A 21,850-nucleotide genomic window follows, 5' to 3' on the forward strand; every position below is an offset into this window, starting at 1 on the left:
CCGTTTCGACTGCGCCGGAAGTGGGGCGAATTATAGACCTCTGGAATCTGCCGTCAACCGTTAATTTCGCTTTTCTTGCAGAATCTGTTTTTTAGCCAATAAACGCGGGATTCGACGTGCAACAGGAGGAAGGCGCAGCAAAAGAAGCAGTCCGCCGATAAAGGCATAAATTGCCCATTCCTTGAGATCAGCCCGAACGATCCACAGCATGTGCAGCAATCCCAGCCCCAGAATCACGTAAACCAGCCGATGTAACTTCTTCCAGCGAGCACCTAACCGGCGCTGACTGTAGCGATTGGAAGTCACCGCCAAAGCCAACAGCCCAAGGAAACCAAGCGTCCCGACAATAATGTACGGCCGCTTCCGCAGCTCAACACCCAGTTGTGACCAATCAAATCCCAGAATAAATGCCAAATAGCTGCACAAGTGCAAAACCACATAGGCAAAACACCAAAGCCCCAACTGCCGGCGAACAGCGATCCACCCCGCCCAACCGGTCATTTTCTGCAAAGGCGTCATGCTCAAGGTGATCAATAACAGCACCAATGTCCCAAGCCCCAAGCGATCAACCAGCACCTTGCCAGGGTCAGGCCCAAGCAAATCCGCAAAAGCCTGATAGAACCACAGCAATGGCCAGACCGCCGCCGCAATGAAAACGCCTACACGCCATAACGGATATCGCATCAGTAGTTCTTCCGCAGATCGAGCCCTGTATATAAAGAAGCAACTTCATCCGCGTAGCCGTTGAACATTTGCGTATCACGCACATTCGGCTTGAACAGACTGTTTGGTAGCCGGCGCTCACGCGCCTGCGTCCAACGCGGGTGATCAACAGTCGGGTTAACATTTGCGTAGAAGCCGTATTCATCGGCCGCAATACTTTGCCAGGTTGTCTTCGGCTGCTCGCTGACCAGACTGATACGCACGATGGATTTCACGCTTTTGAAGCCGTACTTCCATGGCACCACCAAACGCAGTGGCGCGCCATTTTGATTCGGCAGCTCGCGGCCATACATGCCCACCGCCAGAATCGCCAAAGGATGCATCGCCTCATCCAGTCGCAAGCCCTCTACATAAGGCCAATCGATCAAAGCAAAACCGGAACGCTGGCCCGGCATGCTCTTGGGATCCTGCAAGGTTTCAAAGCGGATGTATTTGGCATTGGAGGTGGGTTCGACTTGCTTGAGCAACGCCGAAATCGGAAAACCGATCCACGGAATGACCATCGACCACGCCTCGACACAGCGCAGGCGATAGATACGCTCCTCCAATTGATACGGTTTCATGAAGTCTTCCAGCGCATAACGCCCTGGTTTACCCACCTCCCCGTCAACCACCACACTCCACGGTTCGGTTTTCAGCGAGCCAGCATTCGCCGCCGGATCTCCCTTGTCGGTGCCGAACTCATAGAAGTTGTTGTAATGGGTTGCATCTTTATAAGGCGTGACCGCCTCATCCTTGACGCTGACTGCGCCCCACTTAGTAGAGGGCAGTTTCTCGGCAAACCATGCAGGCGCTTTGCCCGGCTCGACATCGGCATACTGCGCCGCGTCGTCGGCATTGGCCCAGCGAGGCAGACTACTGACGGCGATACCGGCAGCCGTGGCCCCAAGCAATTGGCGGCGAGACAGATAAATGGATTCAGGCGTGACATCCGACTCGTGGCAGTCAGACGCTTTAGGGATTTTGATCAACATGACAACTCCGCAGCTTTGGAGGACTGATGCACCCATAGACTGCGGAGTATGAGGGAAATTACATCACTCGACGTTTTTGTGCCGACGAAGATGTAAAAGGTACTGAATCGGTCCCGAAGCCGCATAGGCGAGGAACACCAGCAGCAGAATGCGCGGCGGATCGCTGAAGACCACGGCGAACACCAACACGACTGCGAGAATCGCAACGAAAGGTACGCGCCCTTTCAAGTCCAGCTCCTTGAAGCTGTTGTACTTGATGTTGCTGACCATCAGCATGCCGGCCGCCGCCACCATCAGCGCGACCAGGAACGACATCTTCGAACCCTGAATGCCGTAATCGCTGAACGCCCAGACGATGCCCGCGACCACTCCGGCCGCTGCGGGGCTGGCCAGACCGATGAAGTAACGCTTGTCCGCGGTACCAACCTGAGTGTTGAAGCGCGCCAGGCGCAAGGCTGCACCGGCTACATAGATGAAGGCAACCATCCAGCCGACTTTGCCCATGTCACCCAATGCCCAGCCAAACGCCAGCAACGCCGGCGCAACCCCAAAAGCAACCATATCCGACAGCGAGTCATACTCGGCGCCGAACGCACTTTGCGTATTGGTCATGCGCGCCACGCGGCCGTCGAGACCGTCGAGCACCATGGCGACGAAAATCGCGATCGCAGCAAACGCGAAGTACTTGCTCGCGTTGGCGGAGTCCCCGGCGCTCAAGGCAGCCTGGGCACTCATCGAGTTGATGATGGAATAGAAGCCTGCGAACAGGTTGGCAGTGGTGAACAGATTCGGCAGCAGATAGATACCACGATGCCGGACTTTACGACCTTCTGCGTCGTGCCCTTCTTCGATGTGTTCATCGATGGGCAGCAGGCTTTCGGCGTCAGAAGCCTTGTTCGGCTCTTCGGGACGTTCGCTCATGGACATTACCTTGCAACGGTTTGGAAAAAATTCGACAGGTGTCTGGGACGACGGTTCGGCCACAAACGATGCAGCTTTATACCAGAACCACCGGCGCAAACGAAAAAACGCGGCCGAGGCCGCGTTTTTCGTACAAGGGACGACGACTTAGTTTTTGGCTTTGTCGACGATCTTGTTGGCACCGATCCACGGCATCATGGAGCGCAGTTGCTCGCCGATGATTTCGATACCGTGAGCGGCGTTGTTACGACGCTTGGCGGTCATCGAAGGGTAGCCGGTTGCGCCTTCGCTGATGAACATTTTGGCGTATTCGCCGTCCTGAATACGTTTCAGGGCGTTGCGCATGGCCTGACGAGATTCGGCGTTGATCACTTCCGGACCGGTCACGTACTCGCCGTATTCAGCGTTGTTGGAGATCGAGTAGTTCATGTTGGCGATACCGCCTTCGTACATGAGGTCAACGATCAGCTTCAGTTCGTGCAGGCACTCGAAGTAGGCCATTTCCGGCGCGTAGCCAGCTTCAACCAGGGTTTCGAAACCAGCTTTAACCAGTTCAACGGTACCGCCGCACAGTACGGCTTGTTCGCCGAACAGGTCGGTTTCAGTCTCGTCCTTGAAGGTGGTTTCGATGATGCCGGTACGACCGCCACCAACGCCGGCAGCGTAGGACAGTGCAACGTTTTTGGCGTTGCCCGAGGCGTCCTGGTAGATCGCGATCAGGTCAGGGATACCGCCGCCCTTCACGAACTCGGAACGTACGGTGTGGCCCGGGGCTTTCGGCGCGATCATGATCACGTCGAGGTCGGCACGCGGAACAACCTGGTTGTAGTGGATCGCAAAGCCATGGGAGAAGGCCAGGGTGGCGCCTTTCTTGATGTTCGGCTCGATTTCGTTCTTGTACAGCGAGGACTGGAACTCGTCCGGGGTCAGGATCATGACCAGGTCGGCAGCAGCAACGGCAGAAGCAACGTCGGTCACTTTCAGGCCGTGAGCTTCGGCTTTGGCAACGGTGGCCGAACCTTTACGCAGACCAACGGTAACGTCGACACCGGAGTCTTTCAGGTTGCACGCTTGGGCGTGACCCTGGGAACCGTAACCGATGATGGCAACTTTCTTGCCCTGGATGATCGACAGGTCGCAGTCTTTATCGTAGAAAACTTTCATGAATTTCCCCTTTATATCCAGGCCGTTCAGGCCATTCGCTAATTTGGTTTAGATGCTGAGTACTTTGTCGCCGCGGGCAATGCCAGTCACGCCGCTACGGACGGTTTCCAGAATCGATGCGGTGCCGATGGACTGAATGAAGCTGTCGAGCTTGTCGCTGGTACCGGTCAATTGAACGGTATACACGCTGGCACTGACATCGACGATCTGTCCACGGTAAATATCGGTAGTGCGTTTGATCTCGGCGCGCTGGGCGCCAGTGGCCTTGACCTTGACCAGCATCAGTTCGCGCTCGATGTGAGCACTTTCCGACAGGTCCACCAGCTTGACCACTTCGATCAGCTTGTTCAGGTTTTTGGTGATCTGCTCGATGATTTCATCGTGACCAACGGTGGTCAGCGTCAGACGCGACAGGGTCGGGTCTTCGGTCGGGGCCACGGTCAGGCTTTCGATGTTGTAGTTGCGCTGCGAGAACAGGCCGACTACGCGAGACAAAGCGCCGGGTTCGTTTTCCAGAAGCAGGGAAATAATGTGCCGCATGATTAAGTACGCTCCGTCTTGCTCAGCCACATATCGCGCATGGAGCCGTCTTTGATCTGCATCGGGTAGACGTGCTCGCTGGTGTCGACCGAAATATCCAGCACGACCAGACGATCCTTCATGGCGAACGCCTCTGCCATCTGCGACTTCAAGTCTTTCGAGTCGGTGATGCGCATGCCAACGTGACCATAAGCTTCAGCCAGTTTGACGAAGTCAGGCAGCGATTCCATGTACGAGTGCGAGTGACGGCTGCCGTAGCTCATGTCCTGCCACTGACGAACCATCCCCAGAACACCGTTGTTCAGGATGACGATTTTCACTGGCAAGCCATATTGCAGGCAGGTCGACAGCTCCTGGATGTTCATCTGGATGCTGCCTTCGCCGGTGACGCAGGCAACGTCGTCTTCCGGGAAGCTCAACTTGATGCCCATGGCCGCCGGGAAACCGAAGCCCATGGTGCCCAGACCACCGGAGTTGATCCAGCGGTTCGGCTTGTTGAACGTGTAGTACTGCGCAGCGAACATCTGGTGCTGGCCCACATCGGAAGTGATAAAGGCATCGCCCTTGGTCACTTCGCACAGGGTTTCGATCACGGTCTGCGGCTTGATCTTGCTGCCGTCGCCCTTGTCGTAAGGGAACAGGCCGCGATCACCGCGCCATTCATCCACCTGCTTCCACCAACTGGCCACGGACTCCTTGTTCGGGGTCTCGCCGATTTCCTTGAGGATCGCGACCATTTCGGTCAGCACGCTCTCGACCGGACCAACGATTGGCACGTCGGCCTTGATGGTCTTGGAAATCGAAGCCGGGTCGATGTCGATGTGGATGATCTTGGCGTTCGGGCAGAACTTCGATGCGCCGTTGATCACGCGATCGTCGAAACGCGCGCCGACAGCGAGGATCACGTCAGCGTGGTGCATCGCCAGGTTGGCGGTGTAGCTGCCATGCATGCCGAGCATGCCGATGAACTGACGATCAGTACCCGGGAAACCACCCAGGCCCATCAACGTGTTGGTCACGGGCAGGTTGAGCATTTTTGCCAGCTCGGTCAGCGGTGCGGAACCGTTGCCGAGGATTACGCCGCCGCCGGAGTACAGCACTGGGCGCTTGGCCGCCAGAAGCATTTCTGCTGCCTTGCGGATTTGCCCGGAGTGACCGCGAACGGCCGGGCTGTAGGAACGCAGCTTGGCTTTTTTCGGGAAGACGTATTCGAACTTCTCGGCCGGGTTGGTCATGTCTTTCGGAATATCGACCACGACCGGGCCCGGACGACCGGATTGCGCCAGGTAGAAGGCCTTCTTCATGACTTCCGGGATTTCCGAAGCGTGCTTGATCATGAAGCTGTGCTTCACGATCGGCCGGGAGATACCGATCATGTCGGTTTCCTGGAACGCGTCGGTACCGACCATGGTGCTTGGCACCTGACCGGAAATGATCACCATTGGAATCGAGTCCATATAGGCGGTGGCGATACCGGTGATGGCGTTTGTGGCGCCTGGACCGGAAGTCACCAATACCACGCCGGCTTTACCGGTGGCACGGGCGTAGCCGTCAGCCATATGGGTCGCCGCTTGTTCGTGACGAACCAGGATGTGAGTCACTTCCGGTTCTTTGAACAGGGCATCGTAAACATGCAGGAGAGCACCACCCGGGTACCCGTAGATATATTTGACGCCTTCGTCACGCAAGAAGCGGACGAGCATCTCACCGCCAGATAAAAGCTCCACGTTGTTCACCTCTAAAACGCCAGAATACCGTCCACAAAAAAGGGGCGGGTCTTAATAGGTTTACTTCTCGGCAGAGCATGAGCGACGGTGGTCGCCGACTACGTCAGCACTGACTGAGCAAGTATTGGGATCGTCCCAAGTGTTGCGGGCCTTTCCCACCCAGCGCGAGGTAACGCGTTGCGGGTGTAACAGGTCGGCGCGGATGTGCGCCTCATGATCTACCGAGTGGGTCTGCTTCTGGCAGTCCCTCTACAGCGGACTTTGGATTCTTCTGTTTCGCCCTCTCCAAGTCAAGCCGTCTATGTGCTTAATTGTGGGTAAGCACATGAGAACGCAAGAAAAAACCTGAAAACCGCTACTCTGTTAGTGTCAATTGCGCAATTTTGCCAAGGAATCAGCATGCGAACGCTCCTCCTCACTCTGCTGATCGGCCTCAGCCCGTGGTGCATGGCCGCTCAAATCTACAAATGGGTCGACACCCAAGGTGTCACGCACTTCGATGCGCAGCCGCCACGGGGTCAGCCTTCCACCACCGTGCAGACACCCTCCTCGCCTGTGCCGAAACCTGCGGCGATGCCGGGTAGCGGCGCGCTCGGTGATCAGAAGGCAATCGATGACAAAGTGAAGAAGCAGGTCGCAGACCAACAGGCGCAGCTCAAGCAGTTTTGCGAGCAGGCACGCACCAATCTTGCGCAGTTGCAGAACAATCCGCGTTTGAGGGAGGAAGTGGAGGGGCAATTGCGCAGGTTGGATGATGCACAGCGTCAGGAGCGCATCGTAGAAGCGCAGAAGCAGATAGCAGAAAACTGCCAGTGATGACTGGCAGCTTCCGGGTTAGCGCGAGGCGGTGATCAGCAGGTCGAACTCTTTGAGCAGCACCTGCAGCTGTCGATCCTTGCCCTGCACGTTGCGCTGGGCGAAAACCATTTCGGCCATCTCCTGAATGCCCGAGGCATTCGGCAACGGCAGATCCTGCTCGAGGATCATCTTCATCCGCGGCAGGAAGATCCATTGCAACCACTGCTCGAAATCGAGGGTGTCGACCGAAAACGGCTCGACACTGCTCAAGGCTTCGACCGATGGCTGAACTTCATCCCACCATCCCTGTGTGCGCAGTTCACGCTCGATCAGCAGCAACTGATCGGCGATTTTCGGGAAACGGGCATCCATCACAGCGAGACCTTGGCCTTCTGACGGGCCTGGGCTGCACCAGCGGAGTCACCTTGTTTCTCACGGGACTGAGCGATGATCTCCCACAGATTGGCCTGCAAGTCCGGACGGCCGTTGGCCATGGTCAGCGCACGGCGAGCGAATTGCTCGGCTTGCGGCGCATCGCCTTGAGCCATGCGCACCTGCGCCAGACGATAAAGCACTTGCGGCTCACGCGGCGCGACACGCTGCGCACGCTCCAGACTGGAAGACGCACCATTGAGGTCGCCACCGGCCTGTTGCTGTTGAGCGGTGGTCAGCAAGGCAAGCACCGGGCCGTCCAGCTGCTCGTCCGCCGACAGACCGCCGCCACTGCTAGCGGAAGGAATACCACTCGGTGTCGAAGGCATGCTGTAGCTGCCGGAGTTGATCGGCGCCGACTCGACCGGCGAAGGATTGTAAGGCCCCGGCGTGATACCGCCCGACGCCGGACCCGGCACGATCGGCGAAGCACTGATCGGTGCCGATGTCGTCGCGCCGCCCCCCGGCACCATCACCACCACGCCGGTATCACCTTGCGGAATGGCTTGAGTCTGAGCCTGCGCAGGACGCTTGACCGTCGTTTGACGGAAGCCACCATTGGCCGAAATGCGTTCGCTGTTGGACACCGCCGTACCCGAATCGACCACCGGGATCGAACCACGCTGTACGGTAGAGCAGCCGCTGAGCAAAGCCACGGCGGTCACCGCTGGAATCAACCACTTGTTCACTTGAAATCCTCTTTGCTTAATTCATCCAGCCCTTGACCCAATCCATCACCGATTCGCCGCTGGCAGGTGTTTCACCTGCACATGCGGCGCCGGGTGGCGGTTCGCTGCCGCGAATATACGGCATCTGCACCGCCCCCGGGCAGTTGGCATCGGAGCCTTGCCCGGTACGCGAATCGACCCACGCCTGTACGACATTGTCTGGCTGCGGCATGTCCAGCGGCAGCGGATCGGCCTTGCGCATGAAACTGGTCCAGACCTGCAACGCACCGGTGGCACCGGTGAATGGCGTTTTGCCGTTGTCGTCACGCCCCAGCCACACCACGGCCAGCAGATCCTGACTGAACCCGGCGAACCAGCTGTCACGCGAGTCGTTACTGGTCCCGGTCTTGCCGGCCAGGTTGAGGGTTTTCGGCAGCACGTTATAAACCGAACTGCCGGTACCTTCACGCATGACCCGCTGCATGGCGTTCTGGATCAGGTAGATGGAAGCCGGATCGAAACGCTGTTGAATCTGGAACGGATAACGCTTGAGCGGCTCACCTTCGGCGGTCAGTACGCTGCGAATCCCGCGCATCGGCGTATTGAAACCACCGTTGGCCAGGGTCTGATACATGGTCGCCACTTCGATCGGGGTCATGCCGCCGGCACCCAGCAACATCGATGGATAAGCCGGGAATTCGCGTGTCACGCCCAGACGCGCCAAAGTCTTCAGCACATTTGGCACACCGACTTCGAGCCCGAGGCGCGAGGTCGAAAGGTTGTAGGAGTGGGCCAAACCTTGATAGAGGAATACGGTGCCGTGGGAACGGCGATCATAGTTCTGCGGCTTCCACACCTGACCGTCCGCGCCTTTGACTGACAGCGGATCATCTGACAGCCAACTGGTCAGCGTGTAATGGCTCGGTTTCTCCAGCGCGGTCAGGTACACCGCCGGCTTGATCAACGAGCCGATCGGCCGCACCGCATCCAGCGCCCGGTTGAAGCCGGCATAACTCGCCTGTCGGCTGCCGATCATCGCCTGGACTTCGCCGGTTTCCGGATTGGTTACGACCATCGCCGCTTCAACGTCATCGGAGCCTTTGCGCCCGGCCAGACGTTTAAAGGTGTCGTTGACCGACGCCTCGGCCTTCATCTGCAGGATCGGGTCGAAACTGGTGAAGATCCGCAGGCCTTCTTCGGTCAAGTCTTCGTCGCGATAATCTTCGCGCAATTGACGTTTGACCAGATCGATAAAGCCCGGGAAGGAGCTGTCGGCGAGTTTGCCGCGAGTGGTCACACCCAGCGGCATTTTCTTCGCCGCTTCAACCTGCTCGGCCGTTGCCACACCTTGCTGCTCAAGTACGTCGAGTACCAGATTGCGGCGCTCAAGCGCACGCTCCGGGTTGCGACGCGGGTTGTAGTAGGACGGGCCCTTGACCATGCCGACCAGCAACGCAACCTGATGCAGTTTCAGCTCGGACAATGGCTGACCGAAGAAGAACTGGCTGGCCAGACCGAAGCCGTGCACCGCACGCTGGCCGTCCTGACCGACAAAGACCTCATTGAGGTAGGCCTCAAGGATTTCCTTCTTGTCGTAATGCACTTCCAGCAGCATCGCCATCATGGCTTCGGTGAGCTTGCGGCTGAGGCTGCGTTCGCCAGTCAGGTAGAAGTTTTTCACCAACTGCTGCGTCAGCGTACTGCCGCCCTGAGTCATCTTGCCGCCGGAGGTGTTGACCCAGATCGCACGTGCAATCGATTTCGGTGACACGCCCCAGTGGCTGTAGAAATCGCGGTCTTCGACGGCGACCAGGGTTTCCAGCAGGTACGGCGGCACCTGATCGAGCTTGATCAGAATGCGGTCTTCGAGATTCTTCGGATAAATCCCGCCGATCATCAGCGGTTCCAGTCGCACCACGGACAGCTTGGAGCCATTGGTCGCCGACAGCTCGGCGACGTAATCACCCGAGAAACGCACGCGCACCGGCTGCGCTTTTTCCAGTCCTTCATAGAACTGGAAGCCACGGGTATTCAAATCGACGGTGTTGCCGGAAACCGCTGCGGCGCCCGGGCCATTGCTGACGGCTTCACGGCGATAGCCGAGGGCATCGAGTTCGGTGAGGAAATCGTCCTTGCTGAGCTTTTGTCCGACGAACAGCTCGAGCGGGCGCGCGTACACCTTGGCCGGGATGGTCCAGCGCTTGCCGGAGAACTTCTCCTGCACCACGGCATCGAGGTAAACGGCGAAGCCGGCCAGCACCACAAGGCCGACCAGACTGAGTTTAATGGCCCAGCTCAGCCATGGGCGCAGGCCCTTGGATGGTGGTTTTTTCTTGGTACGGGGGGATCGAGTTCGAGTCATGGCGGCGGATTATACGCACTTTATTCATCCTCAACAGGAGCGCTCCGAGGTTTGCGTCGGGCTGGCGAGCGGCCATAATGGCGACCTCGAATTTCCCCCAGTCTCTGAAGGATCGCCCGTGAGCCAATCACTGATCGCTGCCCTGCAAAACCCGGCCCTTTACCCGCACCCCGTCGAAGGGTTCCAGGTCATCGAAACCCATATCTCGTGGGTGATCCTCACCGGCCCCTTCGCCTATAAAGTGAAGAAGCCCGTGAATTTCGGCTTCCTCGACTTCACTAACCTCGAATCGCGCGCACATTTCTGCGCTGAAGAGCTGCGCCTGAACCAGCGCCTGACCGACGATTTGTATCTGGAAGTGTTGCCGGTCACCGGCAGCATCGAAGCCCCGCAACTGGGCGGCGACGGTCCGGCTATCGAATACGTGCTGAAAATGCGCCAGTTCCCGCAGACCGGTTTGCTCAGCACCCTGCAGGCCAATGGCGAGCTGACCACCCAACACATCGATGAAATGGCCGAACAGATCGCCAAATTCCATCTCACCGCACCCAAAGTCCCGGCCGAACACGACGCCGGCACCCCGGCCAGCGTGATGGCGCCGGTATCGCAAAACTTCGAGCAGATCCTGCCGTTCCTCAGCGACAAGAACGATCTGCTGCAACTCGAAGCACTCAAAGCCTGGGCCGAAAGCAGCTTCGAACGCCTCAAGCCGCTGTTCGCCCAGCGTAAAACCGAGGGTTTCACCCGTGAATGCCACGGTGATATCCACTTGGGCAACGCCACCGTCATCGACGGCAAAGTGGTGATCTTCGACTGCATCGAATTCAACGAACCGTTCCGCTTCACCGACGTCTGGGCCGACACCGGTTTCCTCGCGATGGACCTGGAAGACCGCGGCCTGAAATCGTTGGCGCGCCGCTTCATCAGCCAATACCTGGAGCTGACCGGCGACTATCAGGGCCTGGAAGTGCTGAACTTCTATAAAGCCTATCGCGCACTGGTTCGCGCCAAGGTTGCGCTGTTCAGCATGCCGGCGGACGCGACCCCGGTGCAGCGCGCCACTACCCTGCGCCAGTACCGCAACTACGCCAACCTGGCGGAAAGCTACAGCACCATTCCTTCGCGTTTCATGGCTATCACCCACGGTGTTTCCGCTGTCGGTAAAAGCCACGTGGCCATGCGTCTGGTCGAAGCGCTGGGCGCGATCCGTCTGCGTTCCGATGTTGAGCGCAAGCGTCTGTTCGGCGAGCAAACCGTGGCCAATGATGTGCAGGCGGGCATTTATAGCGCCGACGCCAGCGCCAAGACCTACGCGCGCCTGCATGAGATCGCTGAAGTCATCCTGCACGCCGGTTTCCCGGTGGTCATCGATGCGACTTACCTCAAGCGTGAGCAACGCGACAGCGCCGCAGAAATCGCCGAAGCCACCGGCACACCTTTCCTGATCCTCGACTGCAACGCGCCGCAAGCGGTGATCGAGAGCTGGCTGGCGATTCGTCAGGCTGACCAAAAGGATCCGTCCGACGCCACACTGGCCGTGATCGAAGCCCAGCAGGCCAACCGCGAAGCACTGACGCCGGAAGAGATTCTGCGCAGCAAACGCGTGCAGACCAATGAATCCGGCACGCTGGACACCGTGGTCGCGCAGATCCGTCAGCGCCTTCCAGGCCTGTAAGAAACTATTTCGGCCGTGAAGCCCTCGCTTGCTTCACGGCCGTCAAATAGTGGCACTATACTGGCGTCATAAAACCAACGGTGATATGACATGAGCCAGCCGAAACTTCTCGACACCCCGCTGTATGCCTTGCTGCACAAAGATGACATCACAGGTTTCAATAAAGAGCGCCCGCAAGACGGACCAATCGACATGGTCGGCGGCGACTTCCGTGGCCTCGATCTGCGCGAACTGAACGCCGATGGCGTGGATTTCAGGGACGCGTATTTCCGTTCTGCCGATTTGCGTGGCATCGACTTCCGTAACGCATCGCTGGAGGGCGCAAGTCTGGCTCACGCGCAGATCTCCGGGGCGTACTTCCCGCCGGAGCTGAGTGCTGACGAGATTCTGATGTCGATGAATTTCGGCACGCGCCTGCGTTATCGCACCCGCTGAGATAACCATCCAGCGCCTGCCCCTGTAGGAGTGAGCCTGCTCGCGATGGCGGCTCAACATTCAACTAATGTGTTGCCTGTCTGTCCGCATCGCGAGCAGGCTCGCTCCTACATTGATATGTATTTCTTCCCGCCTTTCTGCGTTCGCAGGTCTTCGGCGCCTCTGCGGCGCACTTTCTTAGAAGCGTTTGGGTTGAATCCGACCAAACAACCACGCTTTTCCTACTGATGGCTACACTCCTGAGAAGCTCGCCCACGCACCATTCGGCCGTCGCAAGGAGGCTTGATGAATGATGAACTGCAACACCTGAAGAATCTTGGCAAGACGTCGGCGCAATGGCTGCATGCCGTGGGCATCCACAGCGCTTCGGACTTGCGGCGCCTGGGCGCTGTCGATGCCTACCGGGCCGTGCGTACCCGCGGGTTTCGTGCATCGAAGGTGTTGCTGTATGCGATCGAGGGCGCGCTGATGGATGTGCATTGGAACGACATCCCGGCCGAACGCAAGGACGCCTTGAACAAGCAACTCGAAGCCATTTCCTCGCGTCACAAGAATTGAACGGGCGCTGACCGTCATGTACCTGCTTGGGGAACAATCGGCGCTTGCCGACGCATTGATCAACCGCTTGCAGAGTTTGCCTGCACAGTGGCTGCAAGGCCTCGAACCGTGCGGGCCGGCGCTTGAGCTGGAGGCGACTGAGGACTTGATGACGCAGTTGTCCGGCGATCAGTTGTTTTTGCTGACTGAAGGTGTGATCACCGGATACATCGGCGCACGCGCACTGTTTTATTGGCAGGAGGGTGACTTCATCGGCCTTCTGCGCGGTGATGACTGGGGCGATTCGCGCCTGTGCAGTGACGGGCCGTTGCGTGTGACGCCCTATCGGCGCAGTGATGTGTTGCAGCATTTGTTTGCCGACGCCAACCGGGCGGAACAATTTCTCCAATACATGCTGGGGCAAGTGGCTTTGCTCGCCCACGCGGTGGCCGAGCTGAAACCGCGGGAGTTTCGCAGCACCAACGGCTTCAAACGGGTCGAGGCCGGTGAAATCCTGATTCACCAAGGCGCCGCCGCCGATCATGTATTTGTGATCATCGACGGGCATGCCGAAGCTTTTGTCGACGGGCAGAAGGTTGGCGAAGTGCCAAAGGACGAAATTTTTGGTGCCATGGCTGTGTTCACTGGAGAACCGCGTAACGCGACCGTGATTGCCCGCGAACGCAGTACGGTGATGTTGATTCCCGCTGATCAGTTTTTGAGCATGACCCGCAGCAATCCGAAGATCGCCCACAGCCTGATCGAGAGCATGGCCCGGCGTATCGACCAACTCAACCGTCAGATCATTCGGTTGAGCGCAACGCCGAGCCCTTCATTTACAGGGCAATCAGGCCATTCCAGAGACCAGATAAAATAAATGCAGAAACAGCGGTTGACTTGGTAATGAGAATCGCTATGATTATCACAACTGGTCGCGAGATCAGTCGATATTCTGAAAAGCCCTTGGTTCGGACTCTCAGATTATCTCCTCATCAGGCTAATCACGGTTATTTGACCCGGTTTTTACCGGGTCTTTTTTTTGCCTGTGGAAAAGTCATTTGCCGAACTGTTTGCGCATCTCTTCACAGTAATCGCGCTTGGGCGTCGCCGGTGTGTACCAGACGTAATCGGCCATCTTCGCGGTAACGTCGGCACCCTGCTCCGCCAGCATCAGCACCGTGGGCGCCTGCGCGCCCAAGTCCACAACATGCAGCGGCACCCCGACATCCTTGCGCGCATGCCACGCACCGGCCAGCAACAAGGAAGGGATCGGCGCTGCCAATAGACGCTCGGCCATGCGTCGGTCACGTTGTTGCTGAACCGCCAGCATCGCTGGCATCTGCGACTCAGGCAGCAAGCCACAGTGAGACTCGCTGATCTGCCCCAGCAGAGTCGTCTTCACGTCTTCAGCATTGCTGCGCTGACCGTTCAAGACTGGCGGATGGCGATAGAACGCGCGGATTTCAGGGTTATCCAGATTGGCCGCCAGCAACGGATAAGGTTGTGTGAGAGCGAAGCGGACCATTGGTCCATAGAGATTCCAGTCCCAACCGTCCTGCCAGGCCAGCGCGCCAGGAAGATCGTTGGGCAACTGCGCGGGTTGCCGCACCGCATCCACCTTCGGCTGCTGATCCGGCGTGAGCATTTCCAAAAGCAGACTTCCCTGAGAACGCTGCTCGCCGAGCGACTGCAGCAGCCACAACTCGGCGGCGTGGTGATCGGCGTTGTCATGCTGCTCGCCGATGATTACTTGCTCAGGCTTGGCCAGGCGTTTGAGTAATTGCTGCGCCGTCAGCACCTGGCCACTGTGCAGATCGCGAATCTCGCCACCGATTGGCGGCGGCGCTGCTACATGCTGACATCCCGCAAGCCACAACATCGCCAACAGCCACATCCCACGCATGCACTCACCTCGACGAAACATTCAGCGGGCGATGATCAGCGGATGCCCACGCTCCGGGTGCGGCTGCACCAGCACTTCGAGACCAAACACGTCTTTAAGGGTATCCGGTCGCAGCACTTGCTGCGGCGTATCCAGTGCGACCGGTTGTCCGCCCTCAAGCAGCAACACGCGATCACAATAGCGCGCCGCCAGATTCAGATCATGCAGGATCACCATCACTGCCGCCCCACGGTCGGCAAATTCGCGCACAGCCTGCAGGGTGGTGTGTTGATGCAGCGGATCAAGCATCGACGTCGGCTCATCCAGCAGCAGCGTTTGCCCGACCTGCCCCGGCCAGAGTTGCGCCAACACCCGCGCCAGATGCACGCGCTGACGCTCGCCACCCGACAACGCCAGATAACTGCGTCCGCTCAAATGCCCGGCATCTGCCGCTGTCAGTGCTGCGGCAACAATCTCGTCATCACGCACTCGACCACTCTGATAAGGCAAGCGACCCATGCCGACCACTTCTTCAACACGAAAGGCAAAATCCAGTGTCGACACCTGCGGTAACACAGCCAATCGCTGAGCGCGCTGTGTGCCCGTCCAGTGCGCCAATGTTTCACCATCGAGCGAGACTTCACCCTCACTCGCCACCAACTCACCACACAAGGCACCGAGCAAGGTGCTCTTACCGGCGCCGTTCGGCCCCAGCACACCGAGCACTTCGCCCGGTTCGAGTTGCAGGGTGACGCCGCTGAGCACGGCCTTGCGGCCACGCAGGATGTGCAGATTGTGCGCACGCAACATCAGGCACGCCCTCGCAGCAGCAGATAAAGGAAGAACGGCGCGCCGATAAACGCCGTGACAATACCGATCGGCAACTCCGCCGGGGCCAGCGCCAGCCGCGCCACCAGGTCGGCCAGCAACAACAGACTCGCCCCGGCCAGCACCGAGGCCGGCAGTAACACACGATGATCAGGCCCCGCGAGCAAGCGCACCAGATGCGGCACCACTAGCCCGACAAAACCGATCATCCCCGCCGCCGCCACCGCCGCGCCGACACCCAGCGCCGTACAGAACACCAGTTCGCGCTTGAGCCGTTCGACATCAATGCCCAGATGCCCGGCCTCGGACTCACCCAACAGCAAGGCATTCAGCGCTTTCGCCCGACGCGGCAACCACAGCGCAACGCCTGCACTGATGATCAGCAAGGGCCACAGCCGCGCATAACTGGCGCCATTGAGGCTGCCGAGGTTCCAGAACGTCAGCGTGCGCAACGTCGCGTCATCCGCCAGATAGGTGAACAGGCCGACTGCCGAACTGGCCAGCGCCGTCAGCGCAATCCCCGCCAGCAACATGGTCGCGACATTGGTTTGCCCGTTGCGCCGACCGAGCCGATACACCAGCGCGGTCACCCCGAGCCCGCCCAGAAATGCACACACCGACAGCAGATAAGGCCCGAACCACTCCGGCAAGCCACCGAAAAACGAGCCGCCGACAATCGCGATCGCCGCACCCAACGCGGCGCCACTGGACACCCCGACCAGCCCCGGGTCCGCCAGCGGATTACGGAAAAGCCCCTGCATCGCCACACCCGACAACGCCAACACTCCGCCAACCGCCAGCCCGAGCAGGGTTCGCGGCAAACGAATCTGCCCGAGAATCAGCTCAGCCTGCTCCAGGCCGTCCGGCGCCAGCGGCACGCCGACCAGACGCAACGCCGCGCGCAGGGTATCGAAAAACGGAAGGCTGACCGGCCCCAGCGCGAGCGACAGCCAGATCGCCAATAAACACAGGAGCGTCAGGCCGACGAACAGGCCACGGGGCTTTACCAGTGTGGTCATTGGCCGCTCTTGGCCGGGTAAAAACCGTCAGACAGGGTTTTCAACGCTGCCGGTAATCGCGGCCCGAGCCCGCCAACCAGCAACGTCGGATCGAGCTCAAGCACACGCCCGGCCTTGGCCGCGCGACTGGAATTGAGGATCGGGTTTTCCTTGAACAACGCGGCTTTCGCCGCATCACCGGTCAACGCCCGGTCGGCGAACACCAGCACTTCAGGATCAAGGCTGGCGAGGGACTCCACGGAGAATGGCTTGTAGCCCGTGTGTGTCGCGAGGTTATGCCCGCCCGCCTGTTGCAGCAGCCAGTCGGCGGCGGTGTCCTTGCCGGCGATCAACGGTTTGCCGCCGGCATGGCCGAGCAACAACAGCACGCCCGGCGCCTTCTGCTTGGACTGTGCTTGTGCAACCCGCGCTTTCTGCGCATCGAGTTGCTGTTGATAACGTTGCAGCAACTGCGCAGCCTGAGACTCGGCGCCGAGCAATTGGCCCAGATGAGTGACGTTCTTTTGCAGTGTCGGCAGATCCGGCTGAGCCGAGAACAATTCCACCTGCACCTTGGCTGCTTTCACCTGCGACAGCACCGGTGGCGGACCCATTTCTTCGGTGCCGATGAGAATATCCGGTCGCAGACTGAGAATGCCCTCTGCAGAAAGACTGCGCTGATAACCGATGCTCGGCAGCGACTTCAACGATTCGGGATGCTGGCTGGTGGTGTCGACGCCCACCAGTTTCGACTCGCCACCCAACGCACTGACCCATTCCGACAGCGCACCACCGGCACTGACCCAACGTTGCGGCAATTCAGCCGATGCGGCCTGAAGACTGACGAAAAGTCCGGCACACAGCACAGCAACGCGGGTACTCAGGCGCATAACAGCTTCCTTGAACAAGGTTTTCCCGGGCATCAGGATGAAAGGCCAAGTATCCTCGGCATCTGGCAGACGCCTTTGGGCGATGGCCGCCATTTGATAATTGTTTGCATTTAAACGTCAAGCTCGGACATATCCGGACACGAGCGGACATTAGAGGATAGCCATGAAGTTTCTCTGCGCGGGTGTCGAGCTGGCCGAGGCCGGCAGCCGCGGTTTCGATATCGCCGGCAAAAAGCTGTTCGCCGTGCGCCGTAATGGCCAGGCGTATGTCTACCTGAATCGCTGCCCGCACCGGGGCGTGGGGCTGGAATGGCATCCCGACCAGTTTCTCGACCCGAGCAACAGCCTGATCCAGTGCGCGACCCATGGCGCACTGTTTCTGATCGAGGACGGCGAATGTGTTGCCGGGCCCTGCGCCGGGCAATCGCTGACGGCTATTCCTTGTCGTGAGGATGCGCAGGGCCTGTGGATCGATGTTTAACCGTTGAGCAGCACGTCGAGTCGCCGGTCGATCACCATCTCTTCATGATTCAACCGCACCCCATAAGCCAGGACCTCGACCCCATCGGCGACCGCTTCGCGTAACGCATCGGCGTAGGCCGAATCGATCTCCACCGCAGGACGCACCGCCTCAATTCCGGTGAGATTTACGCAATACAACTGCACCGCACGAATCCCGTCCCGCGCCAGATGCGCCAGCTCGCGCAAATGCTTGGCGCCGCGTTGCGTGACGGCATCGGGAAACGCCGCCACATTGGTGCCATCAAAGCCCAGGGTGACGCTTTTCACTTCTACATAAGCGGGGCCGCTCGGGTATTCGAGACGAAAATCGATGCGGCTCTTTTCCTGCCCGTACGCCACTTCGCGCTTCAACGCGGTAAACCCGTTCAGCTCGCTGATGACGCCGGCCTGCAAGGCTTCTTCGACCAGCCCGTTGGCGCGCCCGGTGTTCACACAAAACAACCGCCCCTGCGGGGTTTCGCCGATTTCCCAAGTGCCGGGTAACTTGCGTTTAGGGTCATTGGAACGACTGAACCAGACCTGCCCGCCTTCTACCTGACAATTAAGCATCGAGCCTGTGTTCGGACAGTGAATGGTCAACAATTCGCCACCAACCGTTTCGACATCGGCGAGAAAGCGCTTGTAACGACGGATCAGCCGCGCCTCTTCCAGAGGAGGATAAAAGCGCATCAGCCTTGCCAGCTCTTCAAGCCACGGGCGATCCGTTCCACCGCTTCCTGTAACCGAGGGAGGTTTTGTGTGTAGGCAAAACGCACATGGTGGCTGGCCTGATAGCGGCCGAAATCCAGTCCCGGGGTAAACGCCACATGCTCGGTTTCAAGGAAATGACGGCAGAACGCGAAGGCATCGCCGCCGAACTTGCTGATATCGGCATACAAGTAAAAAGCACCTTCCGGCTCGACGGCGATGTTGAAACCCAATTCGCGCAACGCGGGCAGGAGGAAGTCCCGACGCCGACCAAATTCAGCCCGGCGCTCTTCGAGAATGGCAATGGTGTCCGGCTCGAAACAGGCCAGTGCCGCGTACTGCGCCATGCTCGGCGCGCTGATGTAGAGGTTTTGCGCCAGTTTCTCCAACTCGCTGACCGCCGCATCCGGTGCGACCAGCCAGCCCAGGCGCCAGCCGGTCATGCCGAAGTACTTGGAGAAACTGTTGAGGACGAAGGCGCTGTCATCGACTTCCAGCACGCTCGCCGCATCGGTGCCATAAGTCAGGCCGTGGTAGATCTCGTCGACAACCAGATGCCCGTGTCGCGCCTTGATGGCTGTGGATAACCCGGCCAGCTCATCGCGGGTCAGGATCGTCCCCGTCGGGTTGGCCGGCGAGGCCACCAATGCACCGACGCTGTCGTGATCCCAATGCCGCGCAACCAGGTCCGGCGTCAGTTGGTAGCGCACATCCGGGCCTACCGGCACGAGTTGCGCCGCACCTTCGACCAGACGCAGAAAGTGCCGGTTACACGGATACCCTGGATCGGCCAACAGCCAGTGCTTGCCGGGATCGACCAGCAACGCGCTGGCCAGCAACAAGGCGCCGGAACCGCCGGGCGTGATCAGAATTCGCCGCGGATCAATGTTCAGCCCGTAACGCGACTGATAAAAACCGGAAATCGCCTCGCGCAGCTCAGGAATGCCGCGCGCGGCGGTATAACGCGTCTTGCCCGCCGTCAGCGCCGCTTGCCCTGCGCGGATGATCGGCTCGGCCGTGGTGAAGTCCGGTTCGCCAATTTCCAGATGGATAACGTCGTGCCCTTCAGCTTGCAATTCATTGGCCCGCGCCAGCAGCGCCATCACATGGAACGGTTCGATCGCACGACTGCGCGCACTGTAGGGCTGAGCCATTGGATTTCCTTCGACGGGGAAAAAGAGACGATTCTACTCATCTCCCGGAACGAGCGAGAACCCACCGCGGTCACAGCCTCAAGAACGCTGGACTGTAACGATATGAGCGTACGCTCCAGGATTGACTAAAATCAGTGATTGAACAGGTCTCCCACACCGCCAGACACGGCTTGCCAAACATTTGCAAGCGCCACCCGCCGGGGGCTCGACATCCGGGAGTAGCGCAGGCCGAATTGATCTGGTAAGTTCGCCCGCTTGCAGCCGCAGGGCCGGCAGGTGTCGGTGATGGAGCAATCCTGCGCAATGGATTACAAGAGTAGAGGCGGTCCATTTCATGCCCACCCAAGCAAAGCAACAGCAGCAAGCGACGATCAGCGGCTTCGAACCTTACGTTCCGAAGGCCGGCGAAGAGTACATGGGCGCCCCCATGCGCGCGCACTTCACCAAGATCCTGAACAAGTGGAAACAGGACTTGATGCAGGAAGTCGACCGTACTGTTGATCACATGAAAGACGAAGCGGCCAACTTTCCTGACCCGGCCGACCGTGCCAGTCAGGAAGAAGAATTCGCCCTCGAGCTGCGCGCCCGCGACCGCGAGCGCAAGTTGATCAAGAAGATCGACAAGACGCTGGAGCTGATTCAGGACGAAGAATACGGCTGGTGCGAATCCTGCGGCATCGAGATCGGCGTCAAGCGCCTCGAAGCCCGTCCGACTGCGGATCTGTGCATCGACTGCAAGACCCTGGCGGAAATCAAGGAAAAGCAGGTCGGCAAGTAATCTCGACCTGAACGAAAAACGGAGCGTGCGAACGCTCCGTTTTTGTTTCTGCCTTTTGCCTGCCTTCTCTGTCTTCTCTGCCTTTGTGGGAGGGGGCTTGCTCCCGAATGCGGTGTGTCATAAACACAGTTGTTGACTGATTAACCGCATTCGGGAGCAAGCCCCCTCCCACAAGGTAGTGCGCACAAGCCCTGAAAAAGTACTATCGCTCCCATGACTGCCAAAACCTCTCCCGCCTACATCGGCCGTTTCGCCCCCACGCCCAGTGGCCACTTGCACTTCGGCTCGCTGGTCGCTGCCCTCGCCTCTTACCTCGATGCGCGTTCGGTCGGCGGTCGCTGGCTGGTGCGCATGGAGGATCTCGATCCGCCGCGTGAAGAGCCCGGCGCACAAGCGGCGATTCTCACGGCGCTGGAAAGCTACGGCTTTGAATGGGATGGCGAGATGGTGCGCCAGAGCGATCGGCACGACGCCTACGCCGAAGTCCTCAACAGCCTGTTCAATCACGGTCTCGCTTACGCCTGCACCTGTTCGCGCAAGCAACTGGAGCCTTATCACGGCATTTATCCGGGACTGTGCCGCAATGCCGGGCATGACCAGCAAGACGCCGCCATCCGCCTGCGCGTGCCGGAGCTGGAATACCACTTCATCGACCGCGTGCAGGGCGAATACCGTCAGCATCTGGGCCGCGATGTCGGCGATTTCGTCATCCGTCGCCGCGACGGCCTCTACGCCTATCAATTGGCCGTGGTCCTCGACGATGCCTGGCAAGGCATCACCGATATCGTCCGTGGTGCCGATCTGCTCGACTCGACGCCGCGCCAACTCTACCTGCAAGAACTGCTGGGCCTGCGTCAGCCACGCTATCTGCACCTGCCGCTGATCACTCAACCGGACGGCAACAAGCTCGGCAAATCCTACCGCTCACCGCCGCTCGAAGCGGATCAAGCCACGCCGTTGCTGCTGCGAGCCCTGCGCGCATTGGGGCAAAACCCTGGCCCCGAGCTGGTTCATGCCTCGCCGCAAGAATTGCTCACCTGGGGCAGCACCCACTGGGACGCAAGCAAGATCCCGCGCACACTGACCCTGCCCGAAGCGCAACTGTCATGACGACACTTGCAGTCGCGCCGCCATCCGTTACCATCGCCGCACGTT

The 21,850-nt window shown here is 59.2% G+C and carries 23 protein-coding genes; 8 read left to right on the plus strand and 15 right to left on the minus strand.

Features of this window, described 5'->3' with window-relative positions:
• Nucleotides 1-60 precede the first annotated feature (60 nt).
• The 6 genes from msrQ to AC3WMT_RS27945 all read right to left on the minus strand — a co-directional run bounded on the left by msrQ (nucleotide 61) and on the right by AC3WMT_RS27945 (nucleotide 6,049).
• Complete coding sequence (gene msrQ / locus AC3WMT_RS27920) at nucleotides 61-684, minus strand: protein-methionine-sulfoxide reductase heme-binding subunit MsrQ (RefSeq protein ID WP_103306569.1); 624 nt, start codon at nucleotides 682-684, stop codon at nucleotides 61-63.
• A complete protein-coding gene (gene msrP / locus AC3WMT_RS27925; protein WP_103306568.1) occupies nucleotides 684-1,697 on the minus strand; it encodes a protein-methionine-sulfoxide reductase catalytic subunit MsrP in 1,014 nt (337 codons plus the stop codon). The genes msrQ and msrP overlap by 1 nt, the downstream gene beginning before the upstream one ends.
• A gap of 63 nt (nucleotides 1,698-1,760) precedes the next feature.
• The gene (pssA, locus tag AC3WMT_RS27930; RefSeq protein WP_103306567.1) at nucleotides 1,761-2,618 is read right to left on the minus strand and encodes a CDP-diacylglycerol--serine O-phosphatidyltransferase; all 858 of its coding nucleotides are present in this window, start codon (nucleotides 2,616-2,618) and stop codon (nucleotides 1,761-1,763) included.
• A 147-nt stretch (nucleotides 2,619-2,765) separates the two neighbouring features.
• Entirely contained in the window at nucleotides 2,766-3,782 is a 1,017-nt protein-coding gene (gene ilvC / locus AC3WMT_RS27935; RefSeq protein ID WP_003228216.1) for a ketol-acid reductoisomerase, read from the minus strand.
• A 48-nt stretch (nucleotides 3,783-3,830) separates the two neighbouring features.
• Nucleotides 3,831-4,322 (minus strand): acetolactate synthase small subunit, encoded by a 492-nt coding sequence (gene ilvN / locus AC3WMT_RS27940; protein ID WP_003205610.1) that lies wholly within the window; start codon nucleotides 4,320-4,322, stop codon nucleotides 3,831-3,833.
• A 2-nt stretch (nucleotides 4,323-4,324) separates the two neighbouring features.
• Entirely contained in the window at nucleotides 4,325-6,049 is a 1,725-nt protein-coding gene (locus AC3WMT_RS27945) for an acetolactate synthase 3 large subunit (RefSeq protein WP_103306571.1), read from the minus strand.
• 399 nt (nucleotides 6,050-6,448) lie between these two features.
• On the opposite strand from AC3WMT_RS27945, the gene AC3WMT_RS27950 reads away from it, so the two are divergent.
• Nucleotides 6,449-6,865 (plus strand): DUF4124 domain-containing protein, encoded by a 417-nt coding sequence (locus tag AC3WMT_RS27950; protein ID WP_103306566.1) that lies wholly within the window; start codon nucleotides 6,449-6,451, stop codon nucleotides 6,863-6,865.
• Between the two features lie 18 nt (nucleotides 6,866-6,883).
• Here the strand turns inward: AC3WMT_RS27950 and AC3WMT_RS27955 are convergent, their stop codons facing one another.
• The 3 genes from AC3WMT_RS27955 to mrcB are packed head-to-tail and all read right to left on the minus strand — an operon-like array spanning nucleotide 6,884 to nucleotide 10,309.
• Nucleotides 6,884-7,219, minus strand: coding sequence for a YqcC family protein (locus tag AC3WMT_RS27955; protein ID WP_103306565.1), 336 nt, complete (start codon nucleotides 7,217-7,219; stop codon nucleotides 6,884-6,886).
• On the minus strand, nucleotides 7,219-7,968 hold the full coding sequence (locus AC3WMT_RS27960; RefSeq protein WP_103306564.1) for a tetratricopeptide repeat protein: 750 nt from the start codon (nucleotides 7,966-7,968) through the stop codon (nucleotides 7,219-7,221). Before AC3WMT_RS27960 ends, AC3WMT_RS27955 begins: the two co-directional genes overlap by 1 nt.
• 16 nt (nucleotides 7,969-7,984) lie before the next feature.
• Nucleotides 7,985-10,309: a penicillin-binding protein 1B gene (mrcB, locus tag AC3WMT_RS27965; RefSeq protein WP_103306563.1), complete on the minus strand. Its 2,325-nt coding sequence runs from the start codon at nucleotides 10,307-10,309 to the stop codon at nucleotides 7,985-7,987.
• Between the two features lie 118 nt (nucleotides 10,310-10,427).
• On the opposite strand from mrcB, the gene AC3WMT_RS27970 reads away from it, so the two are divergent.
• From AC3WMT_RS27970 to AC3WMT_RS27985, 4 genes are all read left to right on the plus strand, one after another.
• The gene (locus AC3WMT_RS27970; protein ID WP_103306562.1) at nucleotides 10,428-11,984 is read left to right on the plus strand and encodes a bifunctional aminoglycoside phosphotransferase/ATP-binding protein; all 1,557 of its coding nucleotides are present in this window, start codon (nucleotides 10,428-10,430) and stop codon (nucleotides 11,982-11,984) included.
• Between the two features lie 90 nt (nucleotides 11,985-12,074).
• Nucleotides 12,075-12,419, plus strand: coding sequence for a pentapeptide repeat-containing protein (locus tag AC3WMT_RS27975; protein ID WP_007909940.1), 345 nt, complete (start codon nucleotides 12,075-12,077; stop codon nucleotides 12,417-12,419).
• A gap of 285 nt (nucleotides 12,420-12,704) precedes the next feature.
• Nucleotides 12,705-12,977, plus strand: coding sequence for a TfoX/Sxy family protein (locus AC3WMT_RS27980; protein WP_003228231.1), 273 nt, complete (start codon nucleotides 12,705-12,707; stop codon nucleotides 12,975-12,977).
• 16 nt (nucleotides 12,978-12,993) lie between these two features.
• Nucleotides 12,994-13,833 carry a Crp/Fnr family transcriptional regulator gene (locus tag AC3WMT_RS27985; protein ID WP_103306561.1) on the plus strand — a complete coding sequence of 280 codons (840 nt, stop codon included), beginning with the start codon at nucleotides 12,994-12,996 and terminating at the stop codon, nucleotides 13,831-13,833.
• A gap of 177 nt (nucleotides 13,834-14,010) precedes the next feature.
• Here the strand turns inward: AC3WMT_RS27985 and AC3WMT_RS27990 are convergent, their stop codons facing one another.
• From AC3WMT_RS27990 to AC3WMT_RS28005, 4 genes are read right to left on the minus strand one after another with little or no spacing between them, the layout of a single operon-like run.
• Complete coding sequence (locus AC3WMT_RS27990; RefSeq protein ID WP_103306570.1) at nucleotides 14,011-14,859, minus strand: ChaN family lipoprotein; 849 nt, start codon at nucleotides 14,857-14,859, stop codon at nucleotides 14,011-14,013.
• A 21-nt stretch (nucleotides 14,860-14,880) separates the two neighbouring features.
• Nucleotides 14,881-15,648 carry a heme ABC transporter ATP-binding protein gene (locus tag AC3WMT_RS27995; protein ID WP_103306560.1) on the minus strand — a complete coding sequence of 256 codons (768 nt, stop codon included), beginning with the start codon at nucleotides 15,646-15,648 and terminating at the stop codon, nucleotides 14,881-14,883.
• The gene (locus AC3WMT_RS28000; RefSeq protein ID WP_103306559.1) at nucleotides 15,648-16,685 is read right to left on the minus strand and encodes a FecCD family ABC transporter permease; all 1,038 of its coding nucleotides are present in this window, start codon (nucleotides 16,683-16,685) and stop codon (nucleotides 15,648-15,650) included. Before AC3WMT_RS28000 ends, AC3WMT_RS27995 begins: the two co-directional genes overlap by 1 nt.
• On the minus strand, nucleotides 16,682-17,554 hold the full coding sequence (locus AC3WMT_RS28005; RefSeq protein WP_103306558.1) for a heme/hemin ABC transporter substrate-binding protein: 873 nt from the start codon (nucleotides 17,552-17,554) through the stop codon (nucleotides 16,682-16,684). The genes AC3WMT_RS28000 and AC3WMT_RS28005 overlap by 4 nt, the downstream gene beginning before the upstream one ends.
• Nucleotides 17,555-17,717: 163 nt before the next feature.
• Between AC3WMT_RS28005 and AC3WMT_RS28010 the strand changes: the two genes are divergently transcribed.
• Nucleotides 17,718-18,035 (plus strand): Rieske (2Fe-2S) protein, encoded by a 318-nt coding sequence (locus AC3WMT_RS28010; RefSeq protein WP_103306557.1) that lies wholly within the window; start codon nucleotides 17,718-17,720, stop codon nucleotides 18,033-18,035.
• On the opposite strand, the gene sfsA is transcribed toward AC3WMT_RS28010, so the two are convergent.
• Together sfsA and AC3WMT_RS28020 are read right to left on the minus strand one after the other, a co-directional pair.
• On the minus strand, nucleotides 18,032-18,745 hold the full coding sequence (gene sfsA, locus AC3WMT_RS28015; RefSeq protein WP_103306556.1) for a DNA/RNA nuclease SfsA: 714 nt from the start codon (nucleotides 18,743-18,745) through the stop codon (nucleotides 18,032-18,034). The genes AC3WMT_RS28010 and sfsA overlap by 4 nt on opposite strands.
• On the minus strand, nucleotides 18,745-19,917 hold the full coding sequence (locus AC3WMT_RS28020) for a pyridoxal phosphate-dependent aminotransferase (protein ID WP_103306555.1): 1,173 nt from the start codon (nucleotides 19,915-19,917) through the stop codon (nucleotides 18,745-18,747). Before AC3WMT_RS28020 ends, sfsA begins: the two co-directional genes overlap by 1 nt.
• A 334-nt stretch (nucleotides 19,918-20,251) precedes the next feature.
• On the opposite strand from AC3WMT_RS28020, the gene dksA reads away from it, so the two are divergent.
• Both dksA and gluQRS read left to right on the plus strand, forming a co-directional pair.
• Nucleotides 20,252-20,695 (plus strand): RNA polymerase-binding protein DksA, encoded by a 444-nt coding sequence (gene dksA / locus AC3WMT_RS28025; RefSeq protein WP_003228250.1) that lies wholly within the window; start codon nucleotides 20,252-20,254, stop codon nucleotides 20,693-20,695.
• 213 nt (nucleotides 20,696-20,908) lie between these two features.
• Complete coding sequence (gene gluQRS, locus AC3WMT_RS28030) at nucleotides 20,909-21,805, plus strand: tRNA glutamyl-Q(34) synthetase GluQRS (protein ID WP_103306554.1); 897 nt, start codon at nucleotides 20,909-20,911, stop codon at nucleotides 21,803-21,805.
• Nucleotides 21,806-21,850: the final 45 nt, after the last annotated feature.

The organism is Pseudomonas sp. FW305-7 (assembly GCF_058786735.1).

What these genes read in the sequence shown, in the direction of transcription:
- msrQ (WP_103306569.1), bottom strand. Translation starts at nt 684, where the DNA reads ATGCGATATCCGTTATGGCGTGTAGGCGTTTTCATTGCGGCGGCGGTC.
- msrP (WP_103306568.1), bottom strand. Translation starts at nt 1,697, where the DNA reads ATGTTGATCAAAATCCCTAAAGCGTCTGACTGCCACGAGTCGGATGTC.
- pssA (WP_103306567.1), bottom strand. Translation starts at nt 2,618, where the DNA reads ATGAGCGAACGTCCCGAAGAGCCGAACAAGGCTTCTGACGCCGAAAGC.
- ilvC (WP_003228216.1), bottom strand. Translation starts at nt 3,782, where the DNA reads ATGAAAGTTTTCTACGATAAAGACTGCGACCTGTCGATCATCCAGGGC.
- ilvN (WP_003205610.1), bottom strand. Translation starts at nt 4,322, where the DNA reads ATGCGGCACATTATTTCCCTGCTTCTGGAAAACGAACCCGGCGCTTTG.
- AC3WMT_RS27950 (WP_103306566.1), top strand. Translation starts at nt 6,449, where the DNA reads ATGCGAACGCTCCTCCTCACTCTGCTGATCGGCCTCAGCCCGTGGTGC.
- AC3WMT_RS27955 (WP_103306565.1), bottom strand. Translation starts at nt 7,219, where the DNA reads ATGGATGCCCGTTTCCCGAAAATCGCCGATCAGTTGCTGCTGATCGAG.
- mrcB (WP_103306563.1), bottom strand. Translation starts at nt 10,309, where the DNA reads ATGACTCGAACTCGATCCCCCCGTACCAAGAAAAAACCACCATCCAAG.
- AC3WMT_RS27975 (WP_007909940.1), top strand. Translation starts at nt 12,075, where the DNA reads ATGAGCCAGCCGAAACTTCTCGACACCCCGCTGTATGCCTTGCTGCAC.
- AC3WMT_RS27980 (WP_003228231.1), top strand. Translation starts at nt 12,705, where the DNA reads ATGAATGATGAACTGCAACACCTGAAGAATCTTGGCAAGACGTCGGCG.
- AC3WMT_RS27985 (WP_103306561.1), top strand. Translation starts at nt 12,994, where the DNA reads ATGTACCTGCTTGGGGAACAATCGGCGCTTGCCGACGCATTGATCAAC.
- AC3WMT_RS27990 (WP_103306570.1), bottom strand. Translation starts at nt 14,859, where the DNA reads ATGCGTGGGATGTGGCTGTTGGCGATGTTGTGGCTTGCGGGATGTCAG.
- AC3WMT_RS27995 (WP_103306560.1), bottom strand. Translation starts at nt 15,648, where the DNA reads ATGTTGCGTGCGCACAATCTGCACATCCTGCGTGGCCGCAAGGCCGTG.
- AC3WMT_RS28000 (WP_103306559.1), bottom strand. Translation starts at nt 16,685, where the DNA reads ATGACCACACTGGTAAAGCCCCGTGGCCTGTTCGTCGGCCTGACGCTC.
- AC3WMT_RS28005 (WP_103306558.1), bottom strand. Translation starts at nt 17,554, where the DNA reads ATGCGCCTGAGTACCCGCGTTGCTGTGCTGTGTGCCGGACTTTTCGTC.
- AC3WMT_RS28010 (WP_103306557.1), top strand. Translation starts at nt 17,718, where the DNA reads ATGAAGTTTCTCTGCGCGGGTGTCGAGCTGGCCGAGGCCGGCAGCCGC.
- sfsA (WP_103306556.1), bottom strand. Translation starts at nt 18,745, where the DNA reads ATGCGCTTTTATCCTCCTCTGGAAGAGGCGCGGCTGATCCGTCGTTAC.
- AC3WMT_RS28020 (WP_103306555.1), bottom strand. Translation starts at nt 19,917, where the DNA reads ATGGCTCAGCCCTACAGTGCGCGCAGTCGTGCGATCGAACCGTTCCAT.
- dksA (WP_003228250.1), top strand. Translation starts at nt 20,252, where the DNA reads ATGCCCACCCAAGCAAAGCAACAGCAGCAAGCGACGATCAGCGGCTTC.
- gluQRS (WP_103306554.1), top strand. Translation starts at nt 20,909, where the DNA reads ATGACTGCCAAAACCTCTCCCGCCTACATCGGCCGTTTCGCCCCCACG.